The following is a 26,675-nucleotide window of genomic DNA, read 5'->3' on the forward strand; positions in this document are numbered from 1 at the left end:
GCGGCGCCGTTATTCTCAACCGACCGATGAAAATGCCGGCCAGCACCGGCGGGGAGAGACTCATAGTGGCGACCGCGGCGCGCATTCCCGATCACGTCCGTCCCGAGCAGGTATACGAGCTCGATATCTATCGGGATTCCCGGCTGCTCGCCGATGTTCACGCGGGCTATGCCGAGGTACAGAAGGAAGCACCGCCGATCTTCTTCACGCCGGAGAATGGCGGCCACTGGGTCGTAACCCGTTTCGACCTCATCTCGGAGATCGTGCGCGATCCTGAGACCTTCTCGGCCTCCCAAATGCAGATCCCGCCGGTGAAGGACGCGCCGACCTTCATCCCGCTCAATCTCGATCCGCCGGACAACCTGCCCTATCGCCAGATCCTGATGCCGTGGTTCGCGCCCAGGTCGATCCATGCGATGGACGGCTACCTCAAGGAATTGGCGACCGAACTCGTCGACAGCGTGGCCAGCAAGGGCGGTTGCGATTTCGTGGCGGACATCGCCGCGCGCTATCCGGTCGGCGTGTTCATGCGGATGATGGGGCTGCCGATGGATAAATTCGACGATTTTCGAAGGATCGTCGTCAAATTTTTCAGCTCGCAAGGCCAGTCCGAAGTGGTCGAGCTAGCCCAGATCATCAATGCCGAGATGGCGCTGGTGATCGAGGCCCGGCGCAAGGAGCGGAAGGACGATCTCGTCTCCCATCTGCTCGACGCCGATCTCAAGGGCCGGCCGCTGACGCCCGAGGAGCTGGCGTCGATGTGCTTCCTGCTGTTCATCGCCGGGCTGGACACGGTGACCAACGGCCTGACCTTCGGGATGCGGCACATCGCCGCGCGGCCGGATCTGCAGGCCCGCCTGCGCGCCGAGCCGGACAAGATCGAAGCGGCCGTCGAGGAGGTGCTGCGGCTCTTCGGCGTGGTCAACACACCGCGCATCCTGACGAGGGATTGCGAGCGCTTCGGCGTTTCCTTCCGCAAGGGCGAGATGCTGCTCAACCTGCTGCCGATGGCGGGCCATGACGACGGCAAGAATGCCGACCCGGAGGCGTTCGACCTCGATCGCAAGAAGCGCGAATATCTAACCTTCTCGACCGGACCGCATCTGTGCATCGGCCATTTCCTGGCGCGATCCGAGATGAAGATGCTCTTCGCCGAATGGTTCAGCCGCATCCCCGAGTTCCGCATCGCCGACGGCTATACGGAACGGTTTCGCGCCGGCACGGTGATGTCGCTGGAATCGCTCGATCTGGTGTGGGACGCGGCGGCGGCGAAATAGCTAGGCGGCGCTGCCGCCCGCCAACCGCGCGAAGGCGGCCATGACTTCCGGCGGCGCAGTTTCCGGGCGACCCGCATGGAAGGGCGGCTCCGGGGCATATTCGATTGTCAGCTGGATGAGCTGGGCTGCGACGTCGCCCGCGATCGCCGCGGCGCAGACCAATGCGAAGTCGATGCCCGCGGTGACGCCGCCGCCGGTGATGACATTGCCGTCGCGCACGATGCGGGCGGGATCCGGGATGGCCCCGTGCTCCGCGAGCCTGTCGCGCATCGCCCAATGGCAGGCGCTCCGCTTGCCATGCAGCAGGCCCGCTGCGCCTAGCACCAGCGAGCCGTTGCACACCGACGTGACGTAAGTCGCGCCCGCCGCAAGGCGCCGTATGTCGTCGAGCGCATCGGGCTGCGTGATGCGGCTCTGGTCGAGGCCACCGGGGATGCACAGCAGGTCGCAGCGATCGATGTCGGAAAGCCGCTCCACCCCGCGGAAGGTCAGGCCGTGCTCCGTCCTGAGATCGCCGCCGTCGGGACTTGCGATACGCACCCGCGCGCCCGGCAGGCGGCAGAACACCTCGTAGGGGCTCGCGAAGTCGAGCTGGGTGAAATCGGGGTACAGGATAAACACGATCTCGGTCATCATTGCTCCTGCTCCGGCGTCTAGAAACCACGGAGCGTCGCGTAGCGCTCGGCGCACCAGGCAGCGTTGCCGAACAGGGTTTCGGAAACGCGCGCCCATTTGAGCGTACGTCCGGCGGGATGTTCGGCGGTCATGCCGATGCCGCCGTGCATCTGTACCATCTCGCTGCTGACGCGGTGTATCGCCTCGCCCGCGACATATTTGGCGAGCGCGGCGAGTGCCGGGAAATCGGGAGTGCCGTGCTCGGCGGCGGTCCAGGCGGCGGCGACCGAGGAGCGGGCGAGCTCGATCTCGCACAGCGCCTGCGCGGCGCGGTGCTGGAGCGCCTGGAAGCTGCCGATCGGCCGCCCGAACTGCTCGCGCAGCTTTAGATAGTCCACCGTCGTGCGAAGCGCGCCGTCTGCCGCGCCCAGCATCTCGGATGCGAGACCGGTGCGGGCAAGATCGCAGAGGCGATCGATGCCCTCGACGCCGACGCCGAGCGGTACGCCGGGTGCGCAGTCGAACGCGACGTCGCCGATCTCGCGGCCATCGATCATGTCGAGCGCGGCGATGGTCGTGGCGGCCGCGTCGACGAGGAACAGATCCCGCCCGTCCGCCGTCTGCGCCGTCACCAAGAGGCGGTTCGCGCGCGGCGCGTCGAGCACGAAGCGTTTGGCGCCGGTCAGTCGCCAGCCCGCGTCGTCCCGTTCGGCGCGGGTCGCGATGGGGGCGCCGTGGCGCGGCCCCTCATCGATCGCGAAGGCCACCACCCATTCACCCGCCGCGATCGCCGAGGCGAGATCGCGACGGTCGGCGAGCGCTTGCGCCGCGATCAGCCCCGTCGAGAGCAAAGGCGTGGTCGAGAGCGTGCCGCCCAGCGCCTCGAGCAGCGCGCCGGTGGCCGCCGGCCCGAAGCCGAGCCCGCCGGAGGCCTCGGCCACGCAGGCGCCCGCCCAGCCGAGCCCGGCGATCGCCTCCCAGCGCGCGCCGATGCCGCTCCGCGCCGTCCGAGGATCGGGCTCGACCGGCCCGGCATCGCCGACCCACTGGCGCGCCGCGTCGCGCAGCATCGCCAGATCGTCGGCGCCGGTGACCGCGCCGCTCACCGGGAAGGCAGCCCGAGCACGCGCTTGGCGATCACGTCGAGGTTGATCTCCGATGTGCCGCCCTCGATCGAATTGCCCTTCGACCGCAGCCACTTGCGCGTTTCCGCCAGATCATCGCCCGCGAACGGCGCGCCGTCCCAGCCAAGCCCTTCGAGGCCGAGGATCTCGATAGCCAACTCGTGCCGATGCTGGTTGGCCTTGGCCGAGGCATATTTGATCACCGAGGAGGCAGCGCTCGCCTGGCCGGCATCGACCTCCAGCTGCGCGCGCGCAGTGGTGAGCTGGATGGCGCGCTCCGTCATCATCTGACGGGCGATGCGATCGCGCAGCGCGGTGTCGCGGATGTGGCCCGCCTCGTCCGTCAGGCCGGCGCGGCCGGCAAGGGCGGGCAGGGTGACGCTGCGATCGCCTCCGAAGCCCACCGCCGAGACGTTCTGCCGCTCGTACTGGAGCAGCTTCTTGGCGATCTCCCAGCCGCCGTTGAGCGGGCCGACGAGATGGTCCTTGGGCACCTTCACGTCGTCGAAAAAGCTCTCGCAGAAGGGCGAGGAGCCGGAGATCAGGCGGATCGGGCGAATGGTGACGCCCGGCGTCGCGAGATCGACGAGGATGAAGGAGATGCCGGCATGCTTTGGCGCATCCGGATCGGTGCGCACCAGGCAGAAGATCCAGTCGGCCTGGTCGGCATAGGTGGTCCAGATCTTCTGGCCGTTGAGCAGCCAGTGATCGCCCTTGTCCTCCGCCCGCATCCGGAGCGAGGCGAGATCGGAGCCGGCGGAGGGTTCCGAATAACCCTGGCACCAGCGAATCTCACCGCGTGCGATCGGCGGCAGGAAGCGCTGTTTCTGTTCTTCGCTGGCATATTCGAGCAGCACCGGCCCCAGCATCCACAGGCCGAAGGAGAAGAGCGCGGGGCGGGCGCCGATCGCCGCCAGTTCCTCGTTCAATATCCCGGTTTCGACGGCCGAGAGGCCGGCACCGCCATAAGCCTCGGGCCAGTGCGGCGCCGTCCAACCACGCGCGACCATCCGCTCCAACCATGTCCGGGTCTCTTCCGCCGGAAAGCGCGCGGTGCGGCCGCCCCACGGAATCTCGGCCTCCGGCATCGGCGTGCGTATGCGCGCGGGCACGTTCGCCGCCAGCCAGGCGCGCACCTCCGCACGGAATCCCTCCGCCGGCAAAGAAAGACTTGCTTGCATCGCGTCTTTCCTATTCGATTAATTAAACAGGTCAATCATGATCGGCCTAAGCCGATTCTCCCGTCGCGGACGGGTGCAGGAGCGGGGAGGGGAATGTCCATCACGGCACGCATCGTCACGGTCGGCGATCCGGCGACACTCGACACGCTGCGGGTGGGCGAGGGCGAAATCGGCGCGCCGGGGCCGGGCGAACTGCTCGTGCGGGTGCGCGCCACCTCGCTCAACTATCACGATTATGCGGTGGTCACCGGAATGCTCGGGCCGCGCCCCGGCATCGTGCCGATGTCGGACGGGGCAGGCGAGGTGCTTGCGGTCGGCGAGGGTGTCATCGGCTTCGCGGCGGGTGACCGGGTGCTCGGCTTATTCTTCCCGGCGTGGCAGGATGACGAGATCGATCCGGCGAAACGGTCCGTGATCCCCGGCGACTCGACCGACGGCTTCGCCGCCAGCCACGTCGTACGCCCCGCCAACTGGTTCATGCCGATGCCCGAAGGGCTGAGCTTCGCCGAGGCCGCGACTCTTCCCTGCGCGGCGCTTACCGCCTGGCGCGCTCTGATGGTCGAGGCGCGGATCAAGCCGGGTGACTGGGTGCTGACCCAGGGCACTGGCGGAGTCTCTCTGTTTGCGCTGCAATTCGCGAAGCTCGCCGGGGCGCGGGTGATCGCGACGTCCTCGTCCGGCGCCAAGCTGGAGCGGCTGCGCGCGCTCGGTGCCGAGGTGACGATCAACTACCGTGATATCCCCAAATGGGGACGAGAAGCGGCGCGCATCACCGGCGGCGTCGATGCCGTGGTCGAGATCGGCGGGGCCGGCACGCTCGATCAGTCGATCGCGGCTTGCCGGATGGGCGGCCACATCTCGCTGATCGGCGTGCTTGCAGGCGTCGCCGGACCGGTGGCGACCGCGCATCTGATGGGCGCCAACGTCACGCTCAAGGGCATCACCGTCGGTTCGCGCCGCCAGCAGGCGGATATGATCGCCGCAATCGTGTCGGGCGGCATCAGGCCAGTGCTGGATGAGAGTTTCCCGCTGGGTCGCCTGGCCGAGGCCTTCCGTCATCAAGAGAGCGGCCGGCATTTCGGCAAGATCGTCGTGACCATGGACGATACATAATCAAGTGTTGAATGACGGCCGTTGCGCAGTGCAGCAAACGAAGGCTAAGGCCGCCCCGCATCTATCCGTTCCCAAGGAGCCAGAGGACCATATGAGCGACGTCGGCAGCATCAGCATCGAAGACGGCATCGGCGTCCTCACCATCGACAACCCGCCGGTCAACGCGCTCGGCCTGCGCGCCCGCCAGGCGCTGCGTGACGGATTCGCCCAGCTCACCGCCGATGATTCAGTGCGGGCGATCGTGCTGATCTGCGCCGGCCGCACCTTCTTCGCGGGCGCCGACATCTCGGAATTCGGCAAGCCGATCGAGCAGCCCGATCTCGCGGCCGTGTTCGGCATCGTCGAGAACGCCACCAAGCCGGTGATCGCCGCGATCCACGGCACCGCGCTCGGCGGCGGCTACGAGACGGCCTTGGTCTGCCACTATCGGATCGCGGTGCCGTCGGCCAAGGTCGGCCTGCCCGAGGTCAATCTTGGCCTGCTGCCGGGCGCGGGTGGCACGCAGCGCCTGCCGCGCGTGGTCGGCGTCGAGGCGGCGCTGGAGATCATCGGCGGCGGCAAGCCGATCCCGGCGAAGAAGGCGCTCGAATACGGCATGATCGACGCGCTCGCCGAGGAGGGCAAGCTGCGTGAAGACGCGATCGCCTTCGCCAAGAAGATCGTTGTCGAGAGAGCGCCGCTGCTGCGTGTGCGCGATCGCGAGGACAAGATCGCGCCGGCCAGGGGACATCCCGAGATCTACGCCGATTACCTCAAGAAGAATGCGCGCGCCTTCCGCGGCTACAAGGCGCCGGGCAACATCGCCAAGGCGGTGGAGGCCTCGGTCGAATCACCCGATTTCGAGACCGGCATGACGCGCGAACATGCACTGTTCGAAGAATTGCTGAACAGCACCGAGTCGGCCGCCCAGCGCTATTACTTCTTCGCCGAGCGCGAGACCGGCAAGGTGCCCGACGTGCCCTCCGGCACGCCGACGATCGACATCGTCCGGGTCGGCGTGATCGGCGCCGGCACGATGGGCGGCGGCATCGCCATGAACTTCCTCAATGTCGGCACGCCGGTCACCTTGGTAGAGATGACCCAGGAGGCGCTCGATCGCGGCATCGGCGTGATCCGCCGCAATTACGAGGCGACCGCAAAGAAGGGCCGCATGACGGACGCGCAGGTCGAGCAGCGCATGGCGCTGATCACCCCCGCGCTCGGGCTCGAGGCGCTCGCCGACGTCGATCTGGTGATTGAGGCGGTGTTTGAGGAGATCGGCATCAAGAAGGACGTATTCGGCAAGCTGGATGCGATCTGCAAGCAGGGCGCGATCCTTGCCTCCAACACGTCCTTCCTCGATCTCGACGAGATCGCCGCCGCAACGAAACGCCCCGAGTGGGTCGTCGGCCTGCACTTTTTCTCGCCGGCCAACGTGATGCGCCTGCTCGAGGTGGTACGCGGCCGGAAGACGTCGAAGGAAGTGGTCGCCACCGCGATGAAGCTCGCCAAGGCGATCGGCAAGGTGCCGGTGCTGGCCGGCGTCTGCTACGGCTTCATCGCAAACCGCATCATGCGCCCCTACATGACCGGCGCCGACGATCTGGTTCTGGAAGGCCCGACCCCGCCCGAGGTGGACAAGGCGATCTACGATTACGGTTTCGCGATGGGGCCGTTCCAGATGATCGACCTCGTCGGGCTAGACGTGATCGGGCGCGGCGGCAACGAGCGGACGCTGGGCGGCGACCTCGTCAAGCGCGACCGGCTCGGCCAGAAGAAGAATGGCGGCTTCTACGATTATGACGAGCGCCGCAACGCCACCTTCTCGCCGGTCGCGGCCGAGGTGATCGCCGATCTCGCGCGCCACAAGGGCGTGGAGAACAAGGGCGGCCTGCCCGCCGACGCGATCGTCGCGCGCCTGCTCTATCCGGTGGTGAACGAGGGTGCCAAGGTGCTGCAGGAAGGCATCGCGCTGCGTGCCTCCGATATCGATGTGGCGGCGATCCTCGGCTACAATTGGCCGATCTACACCGGCGGGCCGATGTTCTGGGCGGACACGGTGGGACTCGACAAGGTGGTCGAGGGGCTGCGCGCGATGGGTATCGAGCCGGCCGAGATCCTCGTCGGGAAGGCGAAGGCAGGCGAGCGCTTCACGCGATAGGGAGACGAGGGATGACGGCCGGCAAGGTCGATGCGGCAGCGATCGCGGCGCGCGTCGAGGCGTTCGTGCGCGATGTGGTGGTTCTCTATGAGCAGGATCCTCGTTTGGGTGCGCACGGCCCGTCGGAGGAACTGGTCGCCGAACTTCGTGCGAAGGCGAAGGCGGCGAGCGTGCTGACGCCGCATATCCTGGAGGGCGGCGCGCACCTGACGCAGGTCGAGACGGCGATGGTGCTGAAGCCGTCCGGCTTGTCGCCGCTGGGGCCGGTCGCGGTCAACACAATGGCGCCCGACGAGGGCAATATGTACCTGCTGGGCAAGGTCGCGACCGACGAACAGAAAGCGCGCTTCCTGGCGCCGTTGATCGCCGGCCAGGCGCGCTCGGCCTTCTTCATGACCGAGCCGGCGGCGGATGGCGGCGCCGGCTCCGATCCCTCGATGATGAAGACGGTCTGCCGGCTCGACGGCAACCACTGGGTGATCGACGGGCGCAAGGCCTTCATCACCGGTGCGCAGGGCGCCAGGGTCGGCATCGTCATGGCGAAGTCGGACGCGGGCGCGTGCCTGTTCCTCGTCGATCTCCCCGATCCCGCGATCCGCATCGAGCGGGTGCTCGACACCATCGACAGCTCGATGCCCGGCGGCCATTCGATCGTGGCGATCGAGAATCTGCGCGTGCCAGCCGACCAGATGCTGGGCGCACCCGGAGAGGGCTTCGCGCTCGCGCAGGTGCGGCTCAGCCCGGCGCGCCTCTCGCACTGCATGCGCTGGCACGGTGCCGCGACCCGCGCGCACGAGATCGCCACCGCCTACGCCTGCAAGCGCGAAGCATTCGGCAAGCTGCTGGTCGACCACGAAGGCGTCGGCTTCATGCTCGCCGAGAACCTGATCGACCTCCAACAATCCGCGCTGATGATCGATTGGTGCGCAAGCGTGCTCGACGCCGGATCGCTCGGCACGGCGGAAAGTTCGATGGCGAAGGTGGCGGTATCGGAGGCGCTGATGCGGGTTGCCGATCGCTGCGTGCAGGTGATGGGCGGCACCGGGGTCTCGGGCGACACGATCGTCGAGCAGGTGTTCCGCGAGATCCGGGCCTTCCGCATCTATGACGGGCCGACCGAGGTCCACAAATGGTCGCTCGCCAAGAAGATCAAGCGCGATCACCTAAAAGGCCGCGCGACGTGAGCGCGGTCGCCGAGGCGAACAGCGGCACCACCGCCGTCCGCGCCGGCTACGCGCTCGACGTGGGCGCGCTCGATGCGTGGATGCGGGCGAACGTGGCGGGCTATGCCGGGCCGCTGACGGTCGAGCAGTTCCGGGGCGGCCAGTCCAATCCCACCTACAAGCTGGTAACGCCGGGTCGGGCCTACGTGCTGCGCAAGCAGCCGCCGGGCCAACTGCTGAAGGGCGCGCACGCCGTCGATCGGGAGGCCAAGGTGCTGACCGGGCTCGGCCGGGCCGGCTTCCCGGTCGCGCACGTCCACGGCCTGTGCACCGATGCGAGCGTGGTCGGCACGATCTTCTACGTGATGGACATGGTGGAAGGCCGCATTTTCTGGGATGCGACCATCCCGGGTGTTTCGAACGCGGAGCGGGCCGCCTTGTTCGACGCGATGAATGCCACCGTCGCGCAGCTCCACGGCATCGACCACGCAGCCGTCGGCCTCGCCGACTACGGCCGGCCCGGCAATTATTTCGAGCGCCAGATCGCGCGCTGGTCGCGGCAGTATCTGGAGGATGCCGAGGCGGGGCGCGACCCGAACATGGATCGCCTCGTCGAATGGTTGCCCGCCAACATCCCGCCAGGCGACGAGACCAGCATCGTCCATGGCGATTTCCGCATCGACAACATGATCTTTCATCCCACCGAGCCGCGCGTGCTGGCGGTGCTCGACTGGGAACTCTCGACGCTGGGCCATCCGGGCGCGGACTTTGCCTATCATGCGATGATGTACCGGATGCCGCCGCACATTGTCGCGGGTCTGGGGGGCGCCGCCATCTCCGCCCTCGGCATTCCAGACGAGCAGGACTATCTCGCGGCCTATTGCGCGCGACGCGGGCTGTCCGTCATGCCCGGCTACGACTTCTATATCGCCTTCAACTTCTTCCGCCTCGCCGCCATCTTCCACGGTATAAAGGGGCGGGTGCTACGCGGCACCGCATCATCCGCCCAGGCGAAGGAGCGTGTCGCCGTTCTTCCTGAACTCATGAGGTTAGCCTGGGATCAGGCGATAAGGGCCGGTGCGACCGGCTGATCCGGCCTTCCACGTTGACAAGCATCGCCGCTCGGGCGCATCTAAACCTAACGGCATAAGGAAAAGGATGGCCCGGCTGACGCTCTCGATCGCAGACGGGATTGCCCGGGTCGAGCTCGCCCGGCCGGAGCGGCTGAACGCGCTCGACGGCCGCGCGATGGCGCAGCTGGTCGAGGCGGGCGATGCGATCGCCGCGCGGCGCGACGTACGCGTCGTGGTTCTGTCCGGCGCGGGTCGCGCCTTCTGCGCCGGCATCGATCTCGATTCGCTCAAACGCCTGAGCGGCACCGGCGAAGCCGATGTCGATCTGACGACGCCGGTGCGCGGGGCGGCCAATCTCGCCCAGCTCGCGGTGCTGCAATGGCGCGATCTGCCGGTGCCGGTGATCGCCGCCGTCCACGGCGTCGCGCTCGGCGCCGGGCTGCAGTTGGCGCTCGGTGCCGACATCCGGATCGTCGCGCCGGATGCTCTGCTGGCGATCGCCGAGGCGCGCTGGGGCCTGGTGCCGGACATGGCAGGCTTCGCAACGCTCGTGGCGGTCCTGCCGCGCGACCAGATCGCCCGGCTGGCCTTCGCCGGTGAGGAGATAGACGGCGTCGAGGCGGCACGGATCGGCCTCGCCACCGAATTGGCTGAGGACCCGCTGGCGCGCGCGCTGGCTTTGGCCCGCACGATCGCCGGCAACAATCCGTCGGCGGTGCGTGCGGCCAAGCGGCTGATGGCGATCACCGACGAGGCGGAACAGCTCCGCGCCGAGGCGGCAGCCCAGCTGGCACTGTTCGGTACTCCCAACCAGCGCGAGGCGGTCGCCGCGCGGCTGGAGAAGCGGGCGCCGGTCTTCACAGACGACACGTAAGCGGGAAACACCCGCCGAACCATGGAGAGGCGACATGGCGGACCATGATCTGGTGATACGCAGCGGCACGGTCATCGACGGCGGCGGCGGCCCATCCTTCGTGGCCGACATCGCGGTGCAGGGATCACGCATCGTCGAGGTGGGGCAGGTCTCGGGCGGGGGCCGCGAGGAGATCGACGCCACGGGCCGCATCGTCACCCCCGGTTTCGTCGACATCCACACCCATTATGACGGGCAGGCGACCTGGGAAGAGACGCTCGCGCCCTCCAGCAATCATGGCGTGACGACGGTGATCGGCGGCAATTGCGGCGTCGGCTTCGCGCCCTGCCGTGCCGGGGACCGCAACAAGCTCATCACCGTGATGGAGGGGGTGGAGGACATCCCCGAGATCGTGATGGCGGCCGGCATCCCGTGGAACTGGGAAAGCTTCCCGGACTATCTCGACGCGCTCGATGCGCGCCGCTTCGATATCGACGTGGCGATGCAGGTCGCGCACTCGCCACTGCGTGTGTTCGTGATGGGTGATCGCGGCATCGCGCACGAGGCATCCACCGATCTCGACCGGCAGCGTATGGCCCGGCTGGTGACGCAGGCGGTGCAGGCCGGCGCGATCGGCGTCTCGACATCGCGTTCGCTCAACCACCGCACCAAGGCCGGCGTGCCGGCACCGAGCGTGCTGACCGCGCGCGAGGAAACGCTGGCGCTGGCGAAGGGGCTGGGCGCGGCTGGCGCGGGCGTGTTCCAGATCATCAGCGAGATGAGCGAGGAACCAGCGAGCGAGATGGCGCTGATCGAAGAGATCGCGAAAGTCTCGGGCCGTCCCGTCTCTTTCTCCCTCGCAGAGACGATGGACAAGCCGCAGGTCTGGCGCAAGATGCTCGATGCGCTGGACGATATCGCCGGGCGTGGACTGCCGGTGCGCGCTCAGGTCTTTCCGCGCCCGATCGGCGTGATGATGGGGCTGGAGCTCAGCCTGAACCCGATCGTCAACCGGCCGGCCTATGCGGCGATCGCGCACCTGCCGCTGGCCGATCGCGTCGCCGAACTGCGCCGGCCGGAGACGAAGGCGCGCATCTTGGACGAGGAACCGGTACCCGATCCGCAGCCGGTCGCCAACATGCTGATCGGCGCGGTCGGCGCCATGTACGCGCTCGGCGCGCATCCCGATTATATGCCTTCCGAGGCGATGCGGCTCGACCGCCGGGCGATGCGCGAAGGCACCACCGCGCTCTCGCTCGCCTACGATCTGATGCTGGAGCAGGACGGCCATGCCTTGCTCTATCTGCCGAGCGCCAATTACGCGACCGGCGGCTCGGGGCCGATCCGCGAGATGCTGACCAATCCCAACACGGTGCTCGGGCTGGCCGATGGCGGCGCGCATTACGGCATGATCTGTGATGCCGGCTATCCGACCTATCTGTTGTCTTACTGGGTCAAGGAGGCGCCCGCCGACATCCGGTTTCCGATCGAGTGGGCGGTGCACGCGCTCAGCCGGCGCCCCGCCCAGACGGTGGGTCTCACCGATCGCGGCTTGATCGCTTGCGGCCTGAAGGCGGACATCAACGTCATCGATCTCGACCGTTTGACCCTCGGCGCCCCGCGCCCGAGCTTTGATCTGCCGTCGGGTGGGCGTCGGTTGCGTCAGTCGGCGACGGGTTACGACGCGACGATCGTCAGCGGCACGATAATCGCGCGGCACGATCGCCCGACGGGAACGCGACCCGGCCGGCTGGTGCGAGGCCCCGGCCATGCACCATTAGCGCTCGCGGGCTGATCCAGCCGTTTAATCGATCCCATAAATGTACCGATCGGTTGTGTCGAAAGCGCCACTCCGGACGGAAATCGCCGGCGGTTCGCCTCGACAATAACGAACGGCTTGACGGATAGCGAACAATCTCATTTAATCGATCAAATAACGACAAGTTGACCAACGTGTTGACGTGGAAGGGGGAGAGGACAATGGCCATTCGTGCCGCAAGCCGTCTTCAGTATGCCTTGCTTACCGGAACCCGTCTCGCCGGCCTGGCCTTCGTGGTCCTGCCGGCAATGGCGCATGCGCAGGCCGCACCGGCGCTTGCCACTGCGTCGACAGCCGGCACGGCATCGTCGAACGCGGACATCGTCGTCACCGCGCAACGCCGCTCGGAGCGCCTCGTTGACGTGCCGATCACCATCACCTCGGTCAGCGCGGCGAAGCTGAACAATGCCGGCGTCACCGCCAGCAACGCGCTGTCGCAGGTCGTTCCCGCCTTCCGCCTCGATTATAACGGCTCGTTCGCGCAGCCGACGATCCGCGGCGTGTCCACCGCGCTCGCCAATGTCGGCGGCGGCTCTTCGGTGGGCGTCTATATCGACGGCTTCTACAACCCAAGCCCGCTGACCCAGGATTTCGCATTCCTCAACGTCAGCAACATTCAGGTGCTCAAGGGCCCGCAGGGGACGCTGTTCGGCCGCAACACCACGGCCGGCGCGGTGCTCGTCACCACCTTGGAGCCCCAGGAGAAGACGGCGGTGCAGGCCAAGCTCGACTATTCGAGCTTCGACACGGTCAATGCGTCCTTCTACGGCACCACCGGTATCGCCAAGGGCCTGTCGGCCGATGTCGGTGTGCTCTACAAATACACCAACGGCTGGTTCACCAATCTCACCGACGGCGACGACCATGTCGGCAAGGGCTACAACTTCTCGCTGCGCACCAGCCTGAAATATGCGTTCGATGACAGCGGCAGGAATTATATCCTGGCCCGCTACGTCCACACCAAGCTGGTCGATCCGACGACGCTCGACTGGAGCGTCTATCGCGACAAGGACGGCCGTTACGAGACTGCGGCCTACGCATTCGACATTCCCGGAGCCGTGTTCGGCAAGGACAACCGCCATATGGCGGCCGATCCGGGTTTCGACCCGAAGTTCAACGCCAAACTGAATGCCGGGCAACTCACCGCGAAGTTCGATCTCGGCTTCGCCACCCTGACTTCCTACACGCAATATCGCAAGGAGCGATCACGCCAGGACCTCGAGGTTGACGATTCGAGCGCACCGATCTTCCGCGTCGCCTTCAACAATCTGGATACGACCAAGACGCAGGAAGTCCTGCTGAATTCCGAGCCCGGTGGCAGGCTGCAATGGGTCGTCGGCGCCTTCTATATGGATCAGGTCGCGCAGGAGAAGCCATTCGGCGCGATCACGCCGATGATCTATCCGGCCTACGACACCTATATTCACATCAAGTCGATTTCCGGCTTCGGCGACGCGACCTGGAATCCCTTCGACAAGCTGTTCCTGACCTTTGGTGCGCGCTACAGCTCGGAGAAGGACAGTGGCCATTGGGATTGCTTCGACGCTGGCTACGCAGCCGGTTTCTGCCCGCGGCCGCTCGGTCCGGACGTGACCCGGATCAGCCCGCCCAATCACACGTTCAACTCGTTCACCCCGCGTGGCGTGGTCCGCTACCAGATTTCGCCCACCGCCAACATCTATGCCTCGGTGACCAAGGGCTATAAAGCGGGTCTGCTCGATGTGAACGGTTTCAACTACAATGGCAATCCGCCCTATATCAAACCGGAGAAGATTACCGCCTACGAAGGCGGATTCAAATATTCGCATGCGGGTACACATATAGAATTGTCCGGTTTCTACTACGATTACAAGGATCTCCAAGTTTCCATCTATGTCGGAACGCAGAGCATCACGACGAATGCCGCCAGCTCGCGCGTCTATGGATCGGAGTTGTCGGTTTCGCAGAATCTATTCGGCAATTTCAATATCTCGGGTGGCGTCGCCTGGAACCACGGCCGCTACAGCAAGTATCTCGGCGCGCCAGGTAACGTGTTCGACTACACGACGGGAACAGCGAACAATACGCCGGTCGATGCATCGGGCAATCACATGATCCGTTCGCCCGACTGGACCGGTAACGTCACGCTGGATGACACGTTCGACGTCGCCCAAGGCAAGCTCAACCTCAACGCCAACGTATATTATTCGTCGAAGATATTCTTCGACGCGGCCAATCGCAACGAGCAGAAAGGCTATGCGGTCGTGAATCTACGCGCGGCCTGGACGGATCCGAGCGATCACTTCACCTTCGCGGCCTATTGCAACAACGTGACCGACAAGGCCTATATCGCGCAGGTGCTGCCCAACGGCCCGGGCACCGCAGTAGCCTGGAATCCGCCGCGCGTGATTGGCGGATCGATCGCCTATAAATACTGATCGTTGCGCGCCGGAAGGCGCGGACGGGCGATATGGATCACGGGGAGCGGGGGCAGGCATGGTCTGCCCCCGCTTCGTCGTTATCGGTCGAGCGACCGGTTTTCAGACTGGCCCGGGTGAGCGCGATATTCGGGCCAACATCGATGGGAAGCATCGCGAGACGTGTCGCGAAGGAGTTGAGTGCGGCGATGCCGCCGCCGGTCGCGATGACGACCGGTGGCGGGTTTATCAGTCAGCTTAACGGAACGAACCGCTCAGCGTCACGCCGAACACGCGCGGCTCGTTGTAGATGCCGGCGCGGTAGTTGGAGGTGTCGATCACGTCGATCAGGTTCTTCTGGTTGGTGAGGTTGCGTGCGAACACCGCCACCTCGTAGGTCTTGAAGGCGTAGCCGATCTTCGCGCCCAGCTCGTAATTGCCGTCCGCGCGGTACTCGACCGAGCGATAGGCGACGAAGTTGGTCTTGCCCTGCATGTTGAAGTCCCCGCCGACGAACACACGGCTCGTCTCGGTTATCGGGAAGTCGTAGCGCGCGCTGAGGTTCAGGTTGTAGTCGGGCGCGTTGGGGAAGGGGTTGCCGTTGATCTGCGCGAAATAGTTGCTGCCGACCTTCACCACCGGGTTGAGCACGGTTTCCGACAGCACGCCGCCCGCCGCGCCGACCTGCGCGAAGACGCCCTTGTCGTCGATCTCGGTGTGCAGCAGGCTGAGACCGGCGTTCAGATGAAGGTTCTGCATCGGCTTCGCATCCAGCTCGGCTTCCATGCCGTAGCCCTTGCCCTTGTTGGCATTGAACAGCACGCCGTTGCCGTTGCTGTCGTTGCCGTTGAGCTGGATGTTCTTCACCTCGTAATAGAAGCCGCTGACGTTGAAGTGGACCTTGTTGTCCAGGAACGCCGTCTTGAAGCCGGCCTCGTAGCTGGTGTTGGTTTCCGAATTGGCCGTCGAATAGGCCGTGGCGAACACCGCCGAGCGGCCCTGGATGGTGGGCCCGCGGAAGCCGCGCGCAACGCGGGCGTAGAGGCTGATTTCCGGGTTGAAGCGGTAGAGCAGGCTCGCGTCCCAGCTCGGCTTGGTGTCGGACAGGCGGCAATGGGTGTTCGCGCCGCACTCGTAGGACGAGGTTGGGGCGGTCACCGGCACGGCCAGCTTCGCGAAATTGGGATGCTCCAGCAGATCGGTGGTCTTGGTGTCCTTCGTCACGCGAACGCCGCCGGTCAGCGTCAGTTGGTCGGTCAGCGCGTAGCTCGCCTGGCCGAACGCCGCCCAGCTCTTGTTGACGTCATGGAGAAGCACGAAGTTGTTGGGGTTGGGCGCTGTGCCCAGCGCGTTGCTGGTCAGGAAGAAGGTGCGCTGGTCGAACTCGGTGTGATCGCGCGAATCGAAGTAGATGCCGCCGACCTGCCACTTGAAGCGGCCGGTGTCGTCGCTGGCGAGGCGGACCTCCTCGCTCCACTGGTCGAGTCCGCGCAGATGCCCCTGCGACATGCCGCAGCCGGCCGCGCAGTAATTGGGCGCGACACCGCCGAAATTGGCGGCAGCGCCACCGTCCGTGTCGCCGAGGCTGTAGCCGGCGGCATGCTCCCAGGCGGTGATTGAGGTCAGCGTGATGCCGCTGAAATCGTAAGCCGCCTTCAGCGAGACGCCGTGCGTCTTGTAGCTCTGCGGGTTGTTGTGCGCCTCGTCGTTGGCGACTTGCCCACGATCGAAGTCGGACGGCACGGCATCGGTGCCTACCTTGATCGATCCGCGATAGAAGGGCGTCGCGGTGCCGTCATAGTCGCGATAATGGCCGGACAGGCGGATGCTGAGATCCTCCGTCGGCTTGAACAGCAGCTGCAGGCGCACGTCGCGCTCGTCATAGCCACCCAGCACGTTCTTGCCGGGCTTGGTGCCGTCGTCGGTCGGGCCGGTATAGACGTTGTCGATCCAGTCATCGCGATGCTGGTAGAGGCCGGACAGGCGGAAGCTCACACGGCCGTCCTGGGTCAGCGGGCCACCGACGCCGACATCGGCATTGACGCTGTTGAATTTGCCGTAGCTGACCGAGCCCTGGCCCTGCCAAGTTTCGCTGGGCTGGGCGGTGTCGAACTTGATGATGCCGGCGGTGGTGTTGCGGCCGAAGAGTGAGCCTTGCGGGCCCTTCAGCACCTCGACCTGGGCGATGTCGAACGCAGGGTTCGACTTCAGCACGACATGCTCCTCGACCACGTCATCCTGGATGATCGAGACGGGCTGCGAGGCGCCGAGATAGAAATCGATGTTGCCGAGGCCACGGATGTAGAAGCGCGGGAAGATGCGGCCGGTGGTGTCGTCCACATACAGGCTGGGCACGCGCCCCGAGAGCGACAGCAGGGTGTCGGCGCCCGCCGCCTGATAATCGTGCAGCGCTTCCGGCTTGAGCACGGAAACGGCGACAGGCACCTTCATCGCGTCTTCGGTACGGCGCTGCGCCGTCACGATGATCGCGTTGTTGTCCGCCGCGGTCTCGGCGTTGGTCGGCGTGTCGGCGGCCTGAGTCTGCGCGCTCGCCGCGGCGGGCTCCAGCGCGAGCGCCGCGATCCCGGTGAAGAGCCAGGCGGTCGACTTTGAAAGCGTCATGTCATTCTACCCCATCATTGCGCCGTGGTTTGTTCTCCGGCGAGCGGGATGCTCCTGCCCGGAGCCGATGACCGATTTGTGGCAGCGCAAAAGATTTCCGGTATTGATCTGCGCCTCACCGCGACCCGGAGCTATTGATCAAGAGGCTGAGCCGGCAAGGTTTTCGGTCGCTACGGCTGCGGAATGTCGGGAGCCATGTGGCGGCTCATACGCTTTTCCTCCCGAGAGGATGCCGCGATGAGCGTGAGATGGGAGTTGCCCCGCGACGATACGCCGGGATCGTTGACATTCCTCGGGCGGCAGCTGCGGCGCCACTATCCCCGGGAGGCGACGCTCGACGGGCGAATGGCGGAGCTGATCGAGCAGCTCGATGCGCAGCCGGGCGTGCGTTCTGCGCTGCCGGGAAGCCGGTGAGGAAAAAGGATCGGCGCGGGCTCTCGGTCCTCGTCTTCACCGTAGCATTCGTCATCATTATCGGAATGGCGATGATGTTGATCAACCGTCAGCCGAAGATAACGCCGGCAACCTCGACCGGTTCGATGCAGGAACAGCTCAGTCCCCGCACAAATCCGGCTCGTTGATACGCTGCATGGTACCGCTGATCGAAAGTGGCCCTCTCAGATCGTGACCGGCGCTCCCGTCGGCTGCTTCATGGTAATCGCGAAGAGCTGGCTCGACCGGATCGTGTCGGGATGCTGGCCCAACGTGGCGAAGGGGTCCTCGCCCGCCAGCAGCGGGCGATCCAGGTCGGCGAGCAGGCGCAAGAATGCCAGCAGGACGGGGTGGATGCCCGCCTTGAACCAGAAGAGGAACTTGCGGTTGAGCCGCAGCCAGGCGGCGGCGTCTTTCGCCATCTCCTTCTCGGCATCGGCATAATCCTGCGCCTGCCACGCGCCGCTGGGCGCGCCGCTGCCGACGGGCACGGCATCGTAGATGCGCGCCATAACGGCAAGAAGTCCCGGGAAGCTGATCGCGCGAGGCGTGATTTGCTCGAACGACGTATAGACGTAGTCCTGCCCGTCGTCCGTATCCGGGGGCGGATTGTCCTGGAGGGCGTACATGATCCGCCACGGATCATCGATCTTGTCGAGCTGCTTGTATCTGGGCCGCGCCGCCCGGCAATCGCGGTCGACGCTCTTCTGATCGGTCACTCCGGTCGCCAGCAGGGCCTGGCCGGCCGCGGCGAACAGCGCGAATTGCGTACTGCTCGCCCTGGTACCTGCCTGCCGGCCGAGCGCGAGCATCCGGATGACCGCCGCGCCGCTCAGCGCCATGCGCACGTCGATCCGGCCCTGTACATGTTGGCCCGGCGGCGTCGCATTCCGCCATGCCTGATAGACCTCGATCGCCCGCTGCACCCGTGCGGGCTCGACGAGGCCCTGGTGGGCGAGCCCGTCGAGGAAGCCCGACACCTCCCCGGAATCGAGTTTCTTGTCGTCATGGTCGAAGGCGATCGCCACGCTCATCTGGCGCGTGCCGCTGCCGTCGATCTTGTGGAGCGCCAGATCCCAGGCACTGACGAAGCTCGCCGCGCGCCCCTCGTCGAAACCGTCGACTTCGTCCGACGCGGTACCCTGGGCGGAGACGGCGATGTCGCCGCTCGCCGACTGGGTGATCTGCGCCTTGCCCTCGACGATGTCCTTGATCGAGGCGGTGATGCCGAGGACGATCACCTCGAGGGTGAAGCCGTCGTTCGCGCCGGCGAAGCGGGACAGGCTGGAGGCGGCGTCGAGGCTGACGCCGGCTGGTGCCGTCTCGGGCGCTGCGAGGATGCGCTGGAAGGGTTCGAGGTGGCCCGTCGCCAGCGAGCGCCACAGCTGCGCGGTCGTCTCGCTGGTATCGCGGAAGGTGCCGATCAACTCATATTCGGTGCCGCTGCCGGTGCCGCCCGACCAGCCGAAACGGGCCTGGAGCTTCTGCGCGACGCCGTCGCCCGTCTTGGAGATAAGGTCACGCGCGAAGCCGTCGAACTTGTCGACCAGCGCGCGAACGCCGGCAAGCAATGCATCGGCGCGGGTTTCATCCGCCGAAATGTCGACGCCGATCGACTTCAGTTCGGTCGCCAGGCCCTGCGTGTTGACGAGCTTCGCGACGGTGGCGCCGAAATCGGTCTCGATCTGCGAGAGGATCGGCTTGATGTAACCGGTCAGCTTCCCTTGCAGGTCCACGTCGGCCAGCAGCGGCAGCCTGCTCGCCAGCCCGTCGGTGATCGTCTTCGTCCAGCGGTCGACGTCGGAGAGGATGCCGCCCGCCTGATCGCCCGCAAGCGCGACGATGCGATCCTTGAGATAAGCGGTAACCGCGAGATCGTCGGCCTGGCTGGTGCCGAGCACGAGGCCGATGTCGCTCCTCACCGCCGTCTTCAGGACGGGATCGGTGACGATCGCCGACGCGACGTCGTCCACCAGCTTCCCGGCCTCGTCGCGCAGATAGGTGCCCGGGCTGAGGAAGGGCCGGATCTGCGCGAGCATGGGCTGGGCGAGATCGTTCGCTTTGACCAGCGCGTCGTGGACCTTGCTCGCCAGCGCCGAATAATCGAGTTCGACATCGACGCCCGCCGACCAGCCCCGATCGCAGGAGAGGTTGCGGCTCAGCACGAAATGGAGTCCGTCGGGCGTCGCACGGAGCGACAGCAGCCAGCGCGCGCTGCGCTTGAAGCTGAGATCGGCCACCGCGCCGGCCGTGATCGCGCCGATGTCGGCCAGTTCGTAGTCCGCCCCGATCGTCGCACCCAGCCCGGCCGAGGCGCTGCCGTCGCAAACCAGCAGCAGGCCTTCCATGCCCGCCAGCTGGACCGCATCGGCGATCGCCTGCAGATCGAGCGGATCGGGCAGGCGCGTCATCGACGGCACCAGCGCTTCCACGAAGCTCCTGGCGGGATCGGCAGGCCGGAAGAAGAGATCGAGCCGGGCGTCGGCCGATGCGCTGGTGTCGAAATGCCCGGTGCCGATCTCGCCGAAGGGCAGGGACAGACCTGCATCGGCCGCGACCTTGCCATTGACGCCGATGCGCAGCAGGCCGGGCGCCACGCCGTCGCTGCGGAACGGCCAGACCGAGCCGGCCTCGCATTCGAGCCCGGCGGCGGCCGAGACGTCGAACTTGAGGCTTCCCGGGCCGGCCGCCACCGTCCCGCTCTGGTCGAGCGCCGGGGACTTGAGCACGACGAGGCCGGGATTGTCGCCGTCCTCGGGATCGCCGGCTGCGGGGGCCGTCGCGCCATAGCTCTCGACGAAGCTGCTGCAGGGCATGAGCAGCTTCGCCCAAGGCGCGCTCGCGTCGGTCAGATCGTTGCCCAGCGCCACCAGCTTAGCATGGAACGCATCGAGCCCCAGCCTGGAGAAGACCTCCAGGACGGCCGGGTCGGCGAGCTTACCGTCCAGATAGAGGACCAGCTTCACCGGGCCGTCGACCGGCGCGTCGGCCGCATCCTTCCAGATGGAGGTGGCGATATCGCGCCAATGATCGGCCAGATCGACATAGGTCTGGAGCTTGGGAAGCCAGCCGCCGAGATCGCCGAGCGTCCGGTCGATGCTCATCCATGAAGGGATCTGGTCGGTCATGCCGAGAATGCCCCACGCGCCAGCTGGAGGAAGCCGTTCTGCGCCGCCGCGAACACCTGGTCGGCGCGGGCTTGGCCGTTCGTTTTTCTCGTCTGGGCGCGCAGCACGAGATAATGCTCGATCAGCCGGTGCTCGTCGGCTTCGGACCAAGTGAACGGATCGGGACTGACGCGGCCGGCAACGAGCAGATCGACGATCGCCTGCGCAATCGTCGTCGGAACATTGCCCGACCGGTTCACGTGCTGGTCGAGCAGCATCGCCATGCCGGGCTTCGAGCTTAGCCACAGGCTGATGTCGGCGAGCTCCTGGGCGGAATAGCCCGTCTGCTTCCCGAAATCGCGATAGGCGGCGCCAACGCTGCCTGGCACCAACTGACCAATATATTCCGGGCTGGAGAATAGGTCGGCCAGTTCGGTACGGCGGTAGGTGATGCGGCCGCCTCGCGGCGTGCGCAGCAGGCGGTAGCGACCGAATGCGACAGTTTTCCGAGGCACGGGCGGCCGCCGCTCAATAAGAGGTCGACTCGCGCCAGAGATCGGTTCCGCCGTCGGTCGCATACCGGTCGATCTCGGCGAGCTCTTCGGTGGAAAAATCGAGCCGCGCCAATGCGTCCAGAGAATTGTCGAGCTGCTCCAAGGTGCGCGCGCCGATCAGCGCGGAGGTGACCCGGGCATCGCGCAGCGTCCAGGCGATCGCCATTTGCGCCAGCGTCTGCCCGCGCTTTCCCGCGATCGCGTTCAGGGCGCGAACACGGTCGAGATTCTCCTCACTGAGCATTGTCTCCTGGAAGGATACGTCGCGGGTGACGCGCGCATCGTCCGGCGTGCCGTTCAGATATTTGTTGGTCAGCAGCCCCTGCGCCAAAGGCGAGAAAGCGATGCAGCCCGTGCCAAGATCCTCCAGCGTGTCGAGCAGACCGTCCTCGATCCAGCGGTTGAGCATCGAGTAGTTGGGCTGGTGGATGAACAGCGGCACGCGCTCTTCGGCAAGGATCGCGGCGGCCTTGCGGGTCAGTTCCGGCGAATAGCTGGAAATGCCGACATAGAGCGCCTTGCCCTGCCGGTGCAGGTGGGCGAGCGCACCCATCGTCTCTTCCAGCGGGGTCTTGGGATCGACCCGGTGCGAATAGAAGATGTCGACGTAATCGAGCCCCATCCGCTGCAGTGACCGATCTAGGCTGGCGATCAGATATTTGCGGCTGCCGCCGATGCCGCCGTAGGGGCCCGGCCACATGTCCCACCCAGCCTTGGTGGAGACGATCAGTTCGTCGCGATAAGGCGCGAAGTCGCTGGCCATGACACGGCCGAAATTCTCTTCAGCCGAGCCGTAGGGCGGCCCGTAATTATTGGCGAGATCGAAATGGGTGACGCCGCGATCGAAGGCGCGGCGCAGGATGGCGCGGCCGGTCTCGAACACGTCGGTACCGCCGAAATTCTGCCAGAGACCCAGCGAGATAGCCGGAAGATCGATGCCGCTCCGGCCGGTACGGCGATAGGGCATGGCGCCATCGTAGCGATCGGACGCGGGGCGATAGGTCAAAGCGATACTCCCGGTTGAACGGCGACGGTTGGCGGTTCCAGCAAGAGCAATACTCGGCCCGGCGGCCGAGACAAGACCACCCCACCGGGATGGCGGCCGCTCAGTGCCGCCTGAGTTGCTCGCGCAGTTCAGACACTTCCCACAAATCGTTGCGGCTGAACGGCATCAGGCGGCCGAGCGCAAGCAGGGTCGGGCGGTCGATCGCCGCTTCGAGCTCGGTGAGCCGGGCGAAGCGGGCGCGATCGGCTTCGGCGTAGCGATCCAGCCGCTGATCGGCGGTGCGCTCGATCATCGTGCGCTCGGCGCCCAGAACGATTTCGGTCATCAGGCGCCAATAATCGATCACGCGCGGCTCGTTCGCCGCCAGCGCGCCGATCGCGCGGCCGGCATCGCTATCGGGAAGCCGGCCGTCGGCTAGCTCATCCAGATCCGCCTGGTGCCGGGCGCTTTCGCCGGTCAGCCAGTTGCGCGCCTCCGATCCGCCGAGATTGAAGATCGCCATCAGCGCCAGAGGAACGAGGATCGCCGTCAGCAGCATGGCGATCAGCGGCTGATCCGGAAACTGATTGAACGCGGTGTGGATGGCGACCGCCAGTCCGTAGCCGGGCAAAAAGTGGAACGGGTGCAGGCGCCACGCACCGGCGCTGCGCAGCATCTCGTGTTCGCAGCATTGATGGGCGAGAGTCGCGAAGATCGCGACGCTCCCGCCGTGCATCACCGCCGTACCGAGTCCGCGCACCAGCCAGATGCCCGGATCGAAGCCGGAGAAACGGGACAGGTAGATGGCGTTTTCGATCAGCGAAAAGCCCGCTCCGATGGCGAAGCCGGAAAGCGCGGCATCGATCTTGTAGCCGATGCGGTTGCGCCAGAAGAGCCAGACGACCATCGTTCCCTTGAGTGCCTCCTCGATCCACGGCGCGACGAAGCGACTGTAGACCGAGAAGCCGAGCGGCAGCGCATCGAGGAACACGCCGCTCACCGGATAGGCGAGGACCGCCGCCAGCCCGCCGAGGCCGAGAAGCTTCGCCGTCTCCTTTCGGGTCATCAGGTGGAAGACGTCGAGCCATTCGAATGCGGCTAGCAGCAGCAGCACCGGCAGCAGCGCGATCGCCCAGTTCATGGCTTCGGCGATGGTCATGGAAGGCCGTCTACAGTATCTTGAGCGAAGCGAGCACTTCCGTCTTGCGATAATGCCCCTCGACGAAGCCGCTCGCCGCGCCCACCGAGAAGGTCATCGGCAGGCGGAGCGCCACCGTGAAGTTGAAATCGAGTTGGCCGCCGACCGTCTCGTAGGTGATCTTCTGCCGATCCGCCTGCTGGGTTGCCAGCACGCCGACAAACAGTGCCGGGCGCGCGGAGCTGACGTAGAAGCTCGGCGTGCCGATCCCGGCGAAGCGCAGCGGCGGCAGGTTCCACTCACCGATCGCCTTGACGAAGCTGCGTGCCTCGATCTCGTCGATCTGGAAGCCGGGGAAGCTTTCCAGCTCGCGATAGCGCTTCACCGCGCGATCATCGACATAGTTGTTGCGGTACGAGCCGAAGTAGAATTCGGAGAGCGGATCGTCGCGTTTGCCACCCGCGAGGCCGCCATAGCCATAGAGCCATAGCGAGCTGTTGTGCCATGGCAGCGGCGTGCCGATGTTGAAGCCGGCCTCGATCTTCGGGAAGAAGCTCGAATTGCCGTAGTCGCCGCTCAACACCAACTCCCAGCCGCGGCCCTTTTCGTGGTCCACCGCGCCGAGCGATTGGGTAGCGTTGCTGTAGCGGGCGCCCGCTTGGAAGGAGAGTAGCTTGCTGGGGCCGGGGATGTTCTGCGCGCCGGGCAGGTCCTCAAGGCCGGTATAGGCGGCGGCATCGGCGAACAGGTCGAGCGTGCGAGGCGGATCGTAGATCTTGGTCTTCTTCCAGCCGATCGAGATGGCGTCGCCCTTGCGGCTGCGCTCGACCGGCCCGAACAGATCGTAGAAATCGGCGAGATTGTGCCAGTAGCGGAATTTCCAGTCGAGCGTCTGATACTCGACATCGGCGTGGAAGCGCTGTGCCGTCGGCATGTCGTTGAACGGCGAGACCGAGAGGTTGAGATTGAGCTGCTTGAACTGCAGCGGATCCTCGAAGGTGAAGTGATAGCCGACCGCGACATGCTGCTTGTATCCCGTCAAGAAGGGGTACATCGCATCGAGCTTGCGCTCCTTTTCCGGAATATATTTGCCCGTCCCGGTGGTGAGCGCGTCGAGCGGCACCTTGGCGGGCGAGCCGACGCCCCAGCTCTTCACCTCGGGGTGCGTCGCCGCCACCTGCGCGCCGAGGAACTGGATGGTGCCCAGATCGTCGGTCGACGCGGGCTGGATGCGCGAGGGGGTGAAACCCTGACCGGTGAATTCATAGACGATCAGCGAGCCGTCCGGCTGCGGGATCGGCCGGAAGAAGCCGGTCGAGGCATTGGAAACGACCTGCCACTTCTGGCTCGGGATATCGAATTTGAAAATGTTGGAGACGCCGGTGTAGTAGGCACTGCCGTAGAGCGTTTGTCCGTCGGGAGCGAAGACGAAGCTTTCGGGCGTCGAGGGTGGCAACTCCAGCTTGGCGACATCGGTCGGCGTGTCGCCGGCCAGCAGATCGGCGGTCTTCCACACCCGCACCGACTGGTCGCCGTTGATCTCGCCGAGCGAGGCTGAGATCATCGTGCCGTCGGGCGAGATGTCGAGATCGAACGGCGTCTGGCCGTAATCGAAGGTGTGGATCTGGTTGAAGCCCGCATAAGGCGGCGGGATGCGCACCAGGGTCGCGAAGCCGTCCTGGTGGCGCAGGCCCCAGATCGACTTGTCCTTGAGATCGACCACCAGCTCGCCGATCCGCGCGTCGCGCAGCAGCACTTTGCGCTGGCCGGTGTCGACATTGACCGAGAGTACGTCGCGGAACGCGTAATTGTCCTCGGTATAATAGGCCGTGCGCGAGTCCGGATCGTAGGCGAGGGAAGTGACGCTGTAGAGCATCGCGCCCTTGATGCCGGTGAGCTTGCGGATCTTGCCGGTGTCGAGCGACAGCGTGCCGACGAAGGCCAGCACGCCCGGATAGCGGAAGGCGCCGATCAGACTGTTGGTCTTGGGATCGTAGAAGGTGCGCGAGACCGAACCGAGGCCGCGCTTCGTCAGGTGCGTCACCGGGGTCAATGGATATTTGGCCAGGGTGTCGAGATTCTTCTGCTGGAAGCCCTGCTCATAGATCGTCCACTCGTGCCACGCGGTATCAAGCGACTTGCCGAACACCTTCCGGAACTGGGTGGCGTAATAGCCGGCGCTACCCGGATCGCGCTTGAGCCAGTCGATCACCTTGTCCGGCCCGTAGATCAAGGCGAGGTAGGAATAGAAGCGCGTGCCGTAGAGATAGTCGTTCACGCCGACCTGGAAATCGTTGGTGATGCCCTTCGATTCCAGCCCGAGCGGTGAATAGAGCGGGGCATGATCGCGGGCATGGGCGCGAAACACCATCTCGTCATAGCCGCCCTGCGCGCGACCGAGGCCACCCGCCATCCACGTCTCCATGAACACCGCGCTGCCTTCGAGATACCAGCGCGGCACGTTGACGCGCGGCGTCGCGAGATAATTGTAGAGGATCGTCTCGGGATGCTCCTGCACCGGCATCGGCTTGCCGTGGAGAAAGGCGCGCCAGCCGAGATCGTGCGTATCGCTGACGTCCATCGTCGCTACGTGGGTGAGTTCGTGGTTGGTCAGCGTGAAGAAGCGCTCGCCGGGGCTGAACGTCTCGTAGGTCTGGCTGAGCGGCGCGACGTCGAGCAGCACGGCGTTGTTGGGCGAGGATCGCGCGGCGGCGTTGCCGTAGTCCGAGAAATCCTTGAGCAGGATGGTCACCCTGTCCCACGGCTTCCAGTCGAACATCTTCTTGTGGAAGGCGAGGGCGTTCTCCGCCGAGCGGCCGACATGGGGGATCAGGTAGGTCTGCGCCGGATCGAAATAGAGGATCTGCAGATCGTTGGTACGCAGCAGCGAAAGATCGATCGCGGCGAGCCGGTCGGCGGACTTGGGCCGGGGCTCATCCTTGGGCGCTTTCTCTTCTGCGGAAGCTGGGGGCGTCGGCGGTGTCGCATCCGGCAGCGGTGTCGCGGGCGAAGGCGTCGCCGGAACGATCTCGGGCTCGGTCGTCGTCGTCGCGGGAGGCGGCGGTGTGTTGGGCACGGTCTGC

At 65.8% G+C, this 26,675-nt stretch carries 18 protein-coding genes; 9 read left to right on the forward strand and 9 right to left on the reverse strand.

Annotated elements, in window-relative coordinates; all coding sequences use genetic code 11:
* Positions 1–65: 65 nt before the first annotated feature.
* Entirely contained in the window at positions 66–1,277 is a 1,212-nt protein-coding gene (locus tag HZF05_RS22275) for a cytochrome P450 (RefSeq protein ID WP_160363646.1), read from the forward strand.
* Here the strand turns inward: HZF05_RS22275 and HZF05_RS07040 are convergent, their stop codons facing one another.
* The 3 genes from HZF05_RS07040 to HZF05_RS07050 are packed head-to-tail and all read right to left on the reverse strand — an operon-like array spanning position 1,278 to position 4,197.
* Positions 1,278–1,910 (reverse strand): DJ-1/PfpI family protein, encoded by a 633-nt coding sequence (locus HZF05_RS07040; protein WP_220129733.1) that lies wholly within the window; start codon positions 1,908–1,910, stop codon positions 1,278–1,280.
* A 20-nt stretch (positions 1,911–1,930) separates the two neighbouring features.
* Positions 1,931–2,998, reverse strand: a complete 1,068-nt coding sequence (locus HZF05_RS07045; RefSeq protein WP_160363648.1) for an acyl-CoA dehydrogenase family protein — start codon at positions 2,996–2,998, stop codon at positions 1,931–1,933.
* Positions 2,995–4,197, reverse strand: a complete 1,203-nt coding sequence (locus tag HZF05_RS07050; protein ID WP_160363649.1) for an acyl-CoA dehydrogenase family protein — start codon at positions 4,195–4,197, stop codon at positions 2,995–2,997. Before HZF05_RS07050 ends, HZF05_RS07045 begins: the two co-directional genes overlap by 4 nt.
* Positions 4,198–4,290: 93 nt before the next feature.
* On the opposite strand from HZF05_RS07050, the gene HZF05_RS07055 reads away from it, so the two are divergent.
* From HZF05_RS07055 to HZF05_RS07085, 7 genes are all read left to right on the forward strand, one after another.
* Positions 4,291–5,310: a zinc-dependent alcohol dehydrogenase family protein gene (locus tag HZF05_RS07055; protein WP_160363650.1), complete on the forward strand. Its 1,020-nt coding sequence runs from the start codon at positions 4,291–4,293 to the stop codon at positions 5,308–5,310.
* 91 nt (positions 5,311–5,401) lie between these two features.
* Positions 5,402–7,450, forward strand: coding sequence for a 3-hydroxyacyl-CoA dehydrogenase NAD-binding domain-containing protein (locus HZF05_RS07060; protein WP_160363651.1), 2,049 nt, complete (start codon positions 5,402–5,404; stop codon positions 7,448–7,450).
* An 11-nt stretch (positions 7,451–7,461) separates the two neighbouring features.
* Entirely contained in the window at positions 7,462–8,634 is a 1,173-nt protein-coding gene (locus HZF05_RS07065; protein WP_160363652.1) for an acyl-CoA dehydrogenase family protein, read from the forward strand.
* Positions 8,631–9,704: a phosphotransferase gene (locus HZF05_RS07070; RefSeq protein WP_160363653.1), complete on the forward strand. Its 1,074-nt coding sequence runs from the start codon at positions 8,631–8,633 to the stop codon at positions 9,702–9,704. The genes HZF05_RS07065 and HZF05_RS07070 overlap by 4 nt, the downstream gene beginning before the upstream one ends.
* A gap of 67 nt (positions 9,705–9,771) precedes the next feature.
* Positions 9,772–10,560, forward strand: coding sequence for a crotonase/enoyl-CoA hydratase family protein (locus tag HZF05_RS07075; RefSeq protein WP_160363654.1), 789 nt, complete (start codon positions 9,772–9,774; stop codon positions 10,558–10,560).
* A 34-nt stretch (positions 10,561–10,594) separates the two neighbouring features.
* Entirely contained in the window at positions 10,595–12,334 is a 1,740-nt protein-coding gene (locus tag HZF05_RS07080; RefSeq protein WP_160363655.1) for an N-acyl-D-amino-acid deacylase family protein, read from the forward strand.
* 185 nt (positions 12,335–12,519) lie between these two features.
* The gene (locus HZF05_RS07085; RefSeq protein WP_160363656.1) at positions 12,520–14,775 is read left to right on the forward strand and encodes a TonB-dependent receptor; all 2,256 of its coding nucleotides are present in this window, start codon (positions 12,520–12,522) and stop codon (positions 14,773–14,775) included.
* Positions 14,776–15,012: 237 nt separating this feature from the next.
* On the opposite strand, the gene HZF05_RS07090 is transcribed toward HZF05_RS07085, so the two are convergent.
* Complete coding sequence (locus HZF05_RS07090) at positions 15,013–17,376, reverse strand: TonB-dependent receptor (protein WP_160363657.1); 2,364 nt, start codon at positions 17,374–17,376, stop codon at positions 15,013–15,015.
* A 237-nt stretch (positions 17,377–17,613) separates the two neighbouring features.
* On the opposite strand from HZF05_RS07090, the gene HZF05_RS07095 reads away from it, so the two are divergent.
* Positions 17,614–17,790, forward strand: a complete 177-nt coding sequence (locus HZF05_RS07095; RefSeq protein ID WP_160363658.1) for a hypothetical protein — start codon at positions 17,614–17,616, stop codon at positions 17,788–17,790.
* Positions 17,791–17,993: 203 nt separating this feature from the next.
* Here HZF05_RS07095 and HZF05_RS07100 read toward each other — a convergent pair whose 3' ends face one another.
* The 5 genes from HZF05_RS07100 to HZF05_RS07120 all read right to left on the reverse strand — a co-directional run bounded on the left by HZF05_RS07100 (position 17,994) and on the right by HZF05_RS07120 (position 26,668).
* Positions 17,994–20,936, reverse strand: coding sequence for a hypothetical protein (locus HZF05_RS07100; RefSeq protein ID WP_160363659.1), 2,943 nt, complete (start codon positions 20,934–20,936; stop codon positions 17,994–17,996).
* A complete protein-coding gene (locus HZF05_RS07105; protein ID WP_160363660.1) occupies positions 20,933–21,430 on the reverse strand; it encodes a hypothetical protein in 498 nt (165 codons plus the stop codon). Before HZF05_RS07105 ends, HZF05_RS07100 begins: the two co-directional genes overlap by 4 nt.
* A gap of 13 nt (positions 21,431–21,443) precedes the next feature.
* Entirely contained in the window at positions 21,444–22,475 is a 1,032-nt protein-coding gene (mgrA, locus tag HZF05_RS07110) for an L-glyceraldehyde 3-phosphate reductase (RefSeq protein WP_160363661.1), read from the reverse strand.
* Between the two features lie 100 nt (positions 22,476–22,575).
* Entirely contained in the window at positions 22,576–23,613 is a 1,038-nt protein-coding gene (locus tag HZF05_RS07115) for a PrsW family glutamic-type intramembrane protease (RefSeq protein WP_160363662.1), read from the reverse strand.
* 10 nt (positions 23,614–23,623) lie between these two features.
* Complete coding sequence (locus HZF05_RS07120; RefSeq protein WP_160363663.1) at positions 23,624–26,668, reverse strand: TolB family protein; 3,045 nt, start codon at positions 26,666–26,668, stop codon at positions 23,624–23,626.
* Between the last annotated feature and the right edge of the window lie 7 nt (positions 26,669–26,675).

The sequence above is a fragment of the Sphingomonas chungangi genome (assembly GCF_013778325.1).
Lineage (GTDB): Bacteria > Pseudomonadota > Alphaproteobacteria > Sphingomonadales > Sphingomonadaceae > Solisphingomonas > Solisphingomonas chungangi.

Bases quoted from the DNA above. Each gene is read 5' to 3' on its own strand.
- HZF05_RS07090 (WP_160363657.1), bottom strand. From the start codon at position 17,376: ATGACGCTTTCAAAGTCGACCGCCTGGCTCTTCACCGGGATCGCGGCG.
- HZF05_RS07095 (WP_160363658.1), top strand. From the start codon at position 17,614: ATGAGCGTGAGATGGGAGTTGCCCCGCGACGATACGCCGGGATCGTTG.
- HZF05_RS07080 (WP_160363655.1), top strand. From the start codon at position 10,595: ATGGCGGACCATGATCTGGTGATACGCAGCGGCACGGTCATCGACGGC.
- HZF05_RS07085 (WP_160363656.1), top strand. From the start codon at position 12,520: ATGGCCATTCGTGCCGCAAGCCGTCTTCAGTATGCCTTGCTTACCGGA.
- HZF05_RS07065 (WP_160363652.1), top strand. From the start codon at position 7,462: ATGACGGCCGGCAAGGTCGATGCGGCAGCGATCGCGGCGCGCGTCGAG.
- HZF05_RS07075 (WP_160363654.1), top strand. From the start codon at position 9,772: ATGGCCCGGCTGACGCTCTCGATCGCAGACGGGATTGCCCGGGTCGAG.
- HZF05_RS07115 (WP_160363662.1), bottom strand. From the start codon at position 23,613: ATGACCATCGCCGAAGCCATGAACTGGGCGATCGCGCTGCTGCCGGTG.
- HZF05_RS07055 (WP_160363650.1), top strand. From the start codon at position 4,291: ATGTCCATCACGGCACGCATCGTCACGGTCGGCGATCCGGCGACACTC.
- HZF05_RS07100 (WP_160363659.1), bottom strand. From the start codon at position 20,936: ATGACCGACCAGATCCCTTCATGGATGAGCATCGACCGGACGCTCGGC.
- HZF05_RS07060 (WP_160363651.1), top strand. From the start codon at position 5,402: ATGAGCGACGTCGGCAGCATCAGCATCGAAGACGGCATCGGCGTCCTC.
- HZF05_RS07050 (WP_160363649.1), bottom strand. From the start codon at position 4,197: ATGCAAGCAAGTCTTTCTTTGCCGGCGGAGGGATTCCGTGCGGAGGTG.
- HZF05_RS07040 (WP_220129733.1), bottom strand. From the start codon at position 1,910: ATGACCGAGATCGTGTTTATCCTGTACCCCGATTTCACCCAGCTCGAC.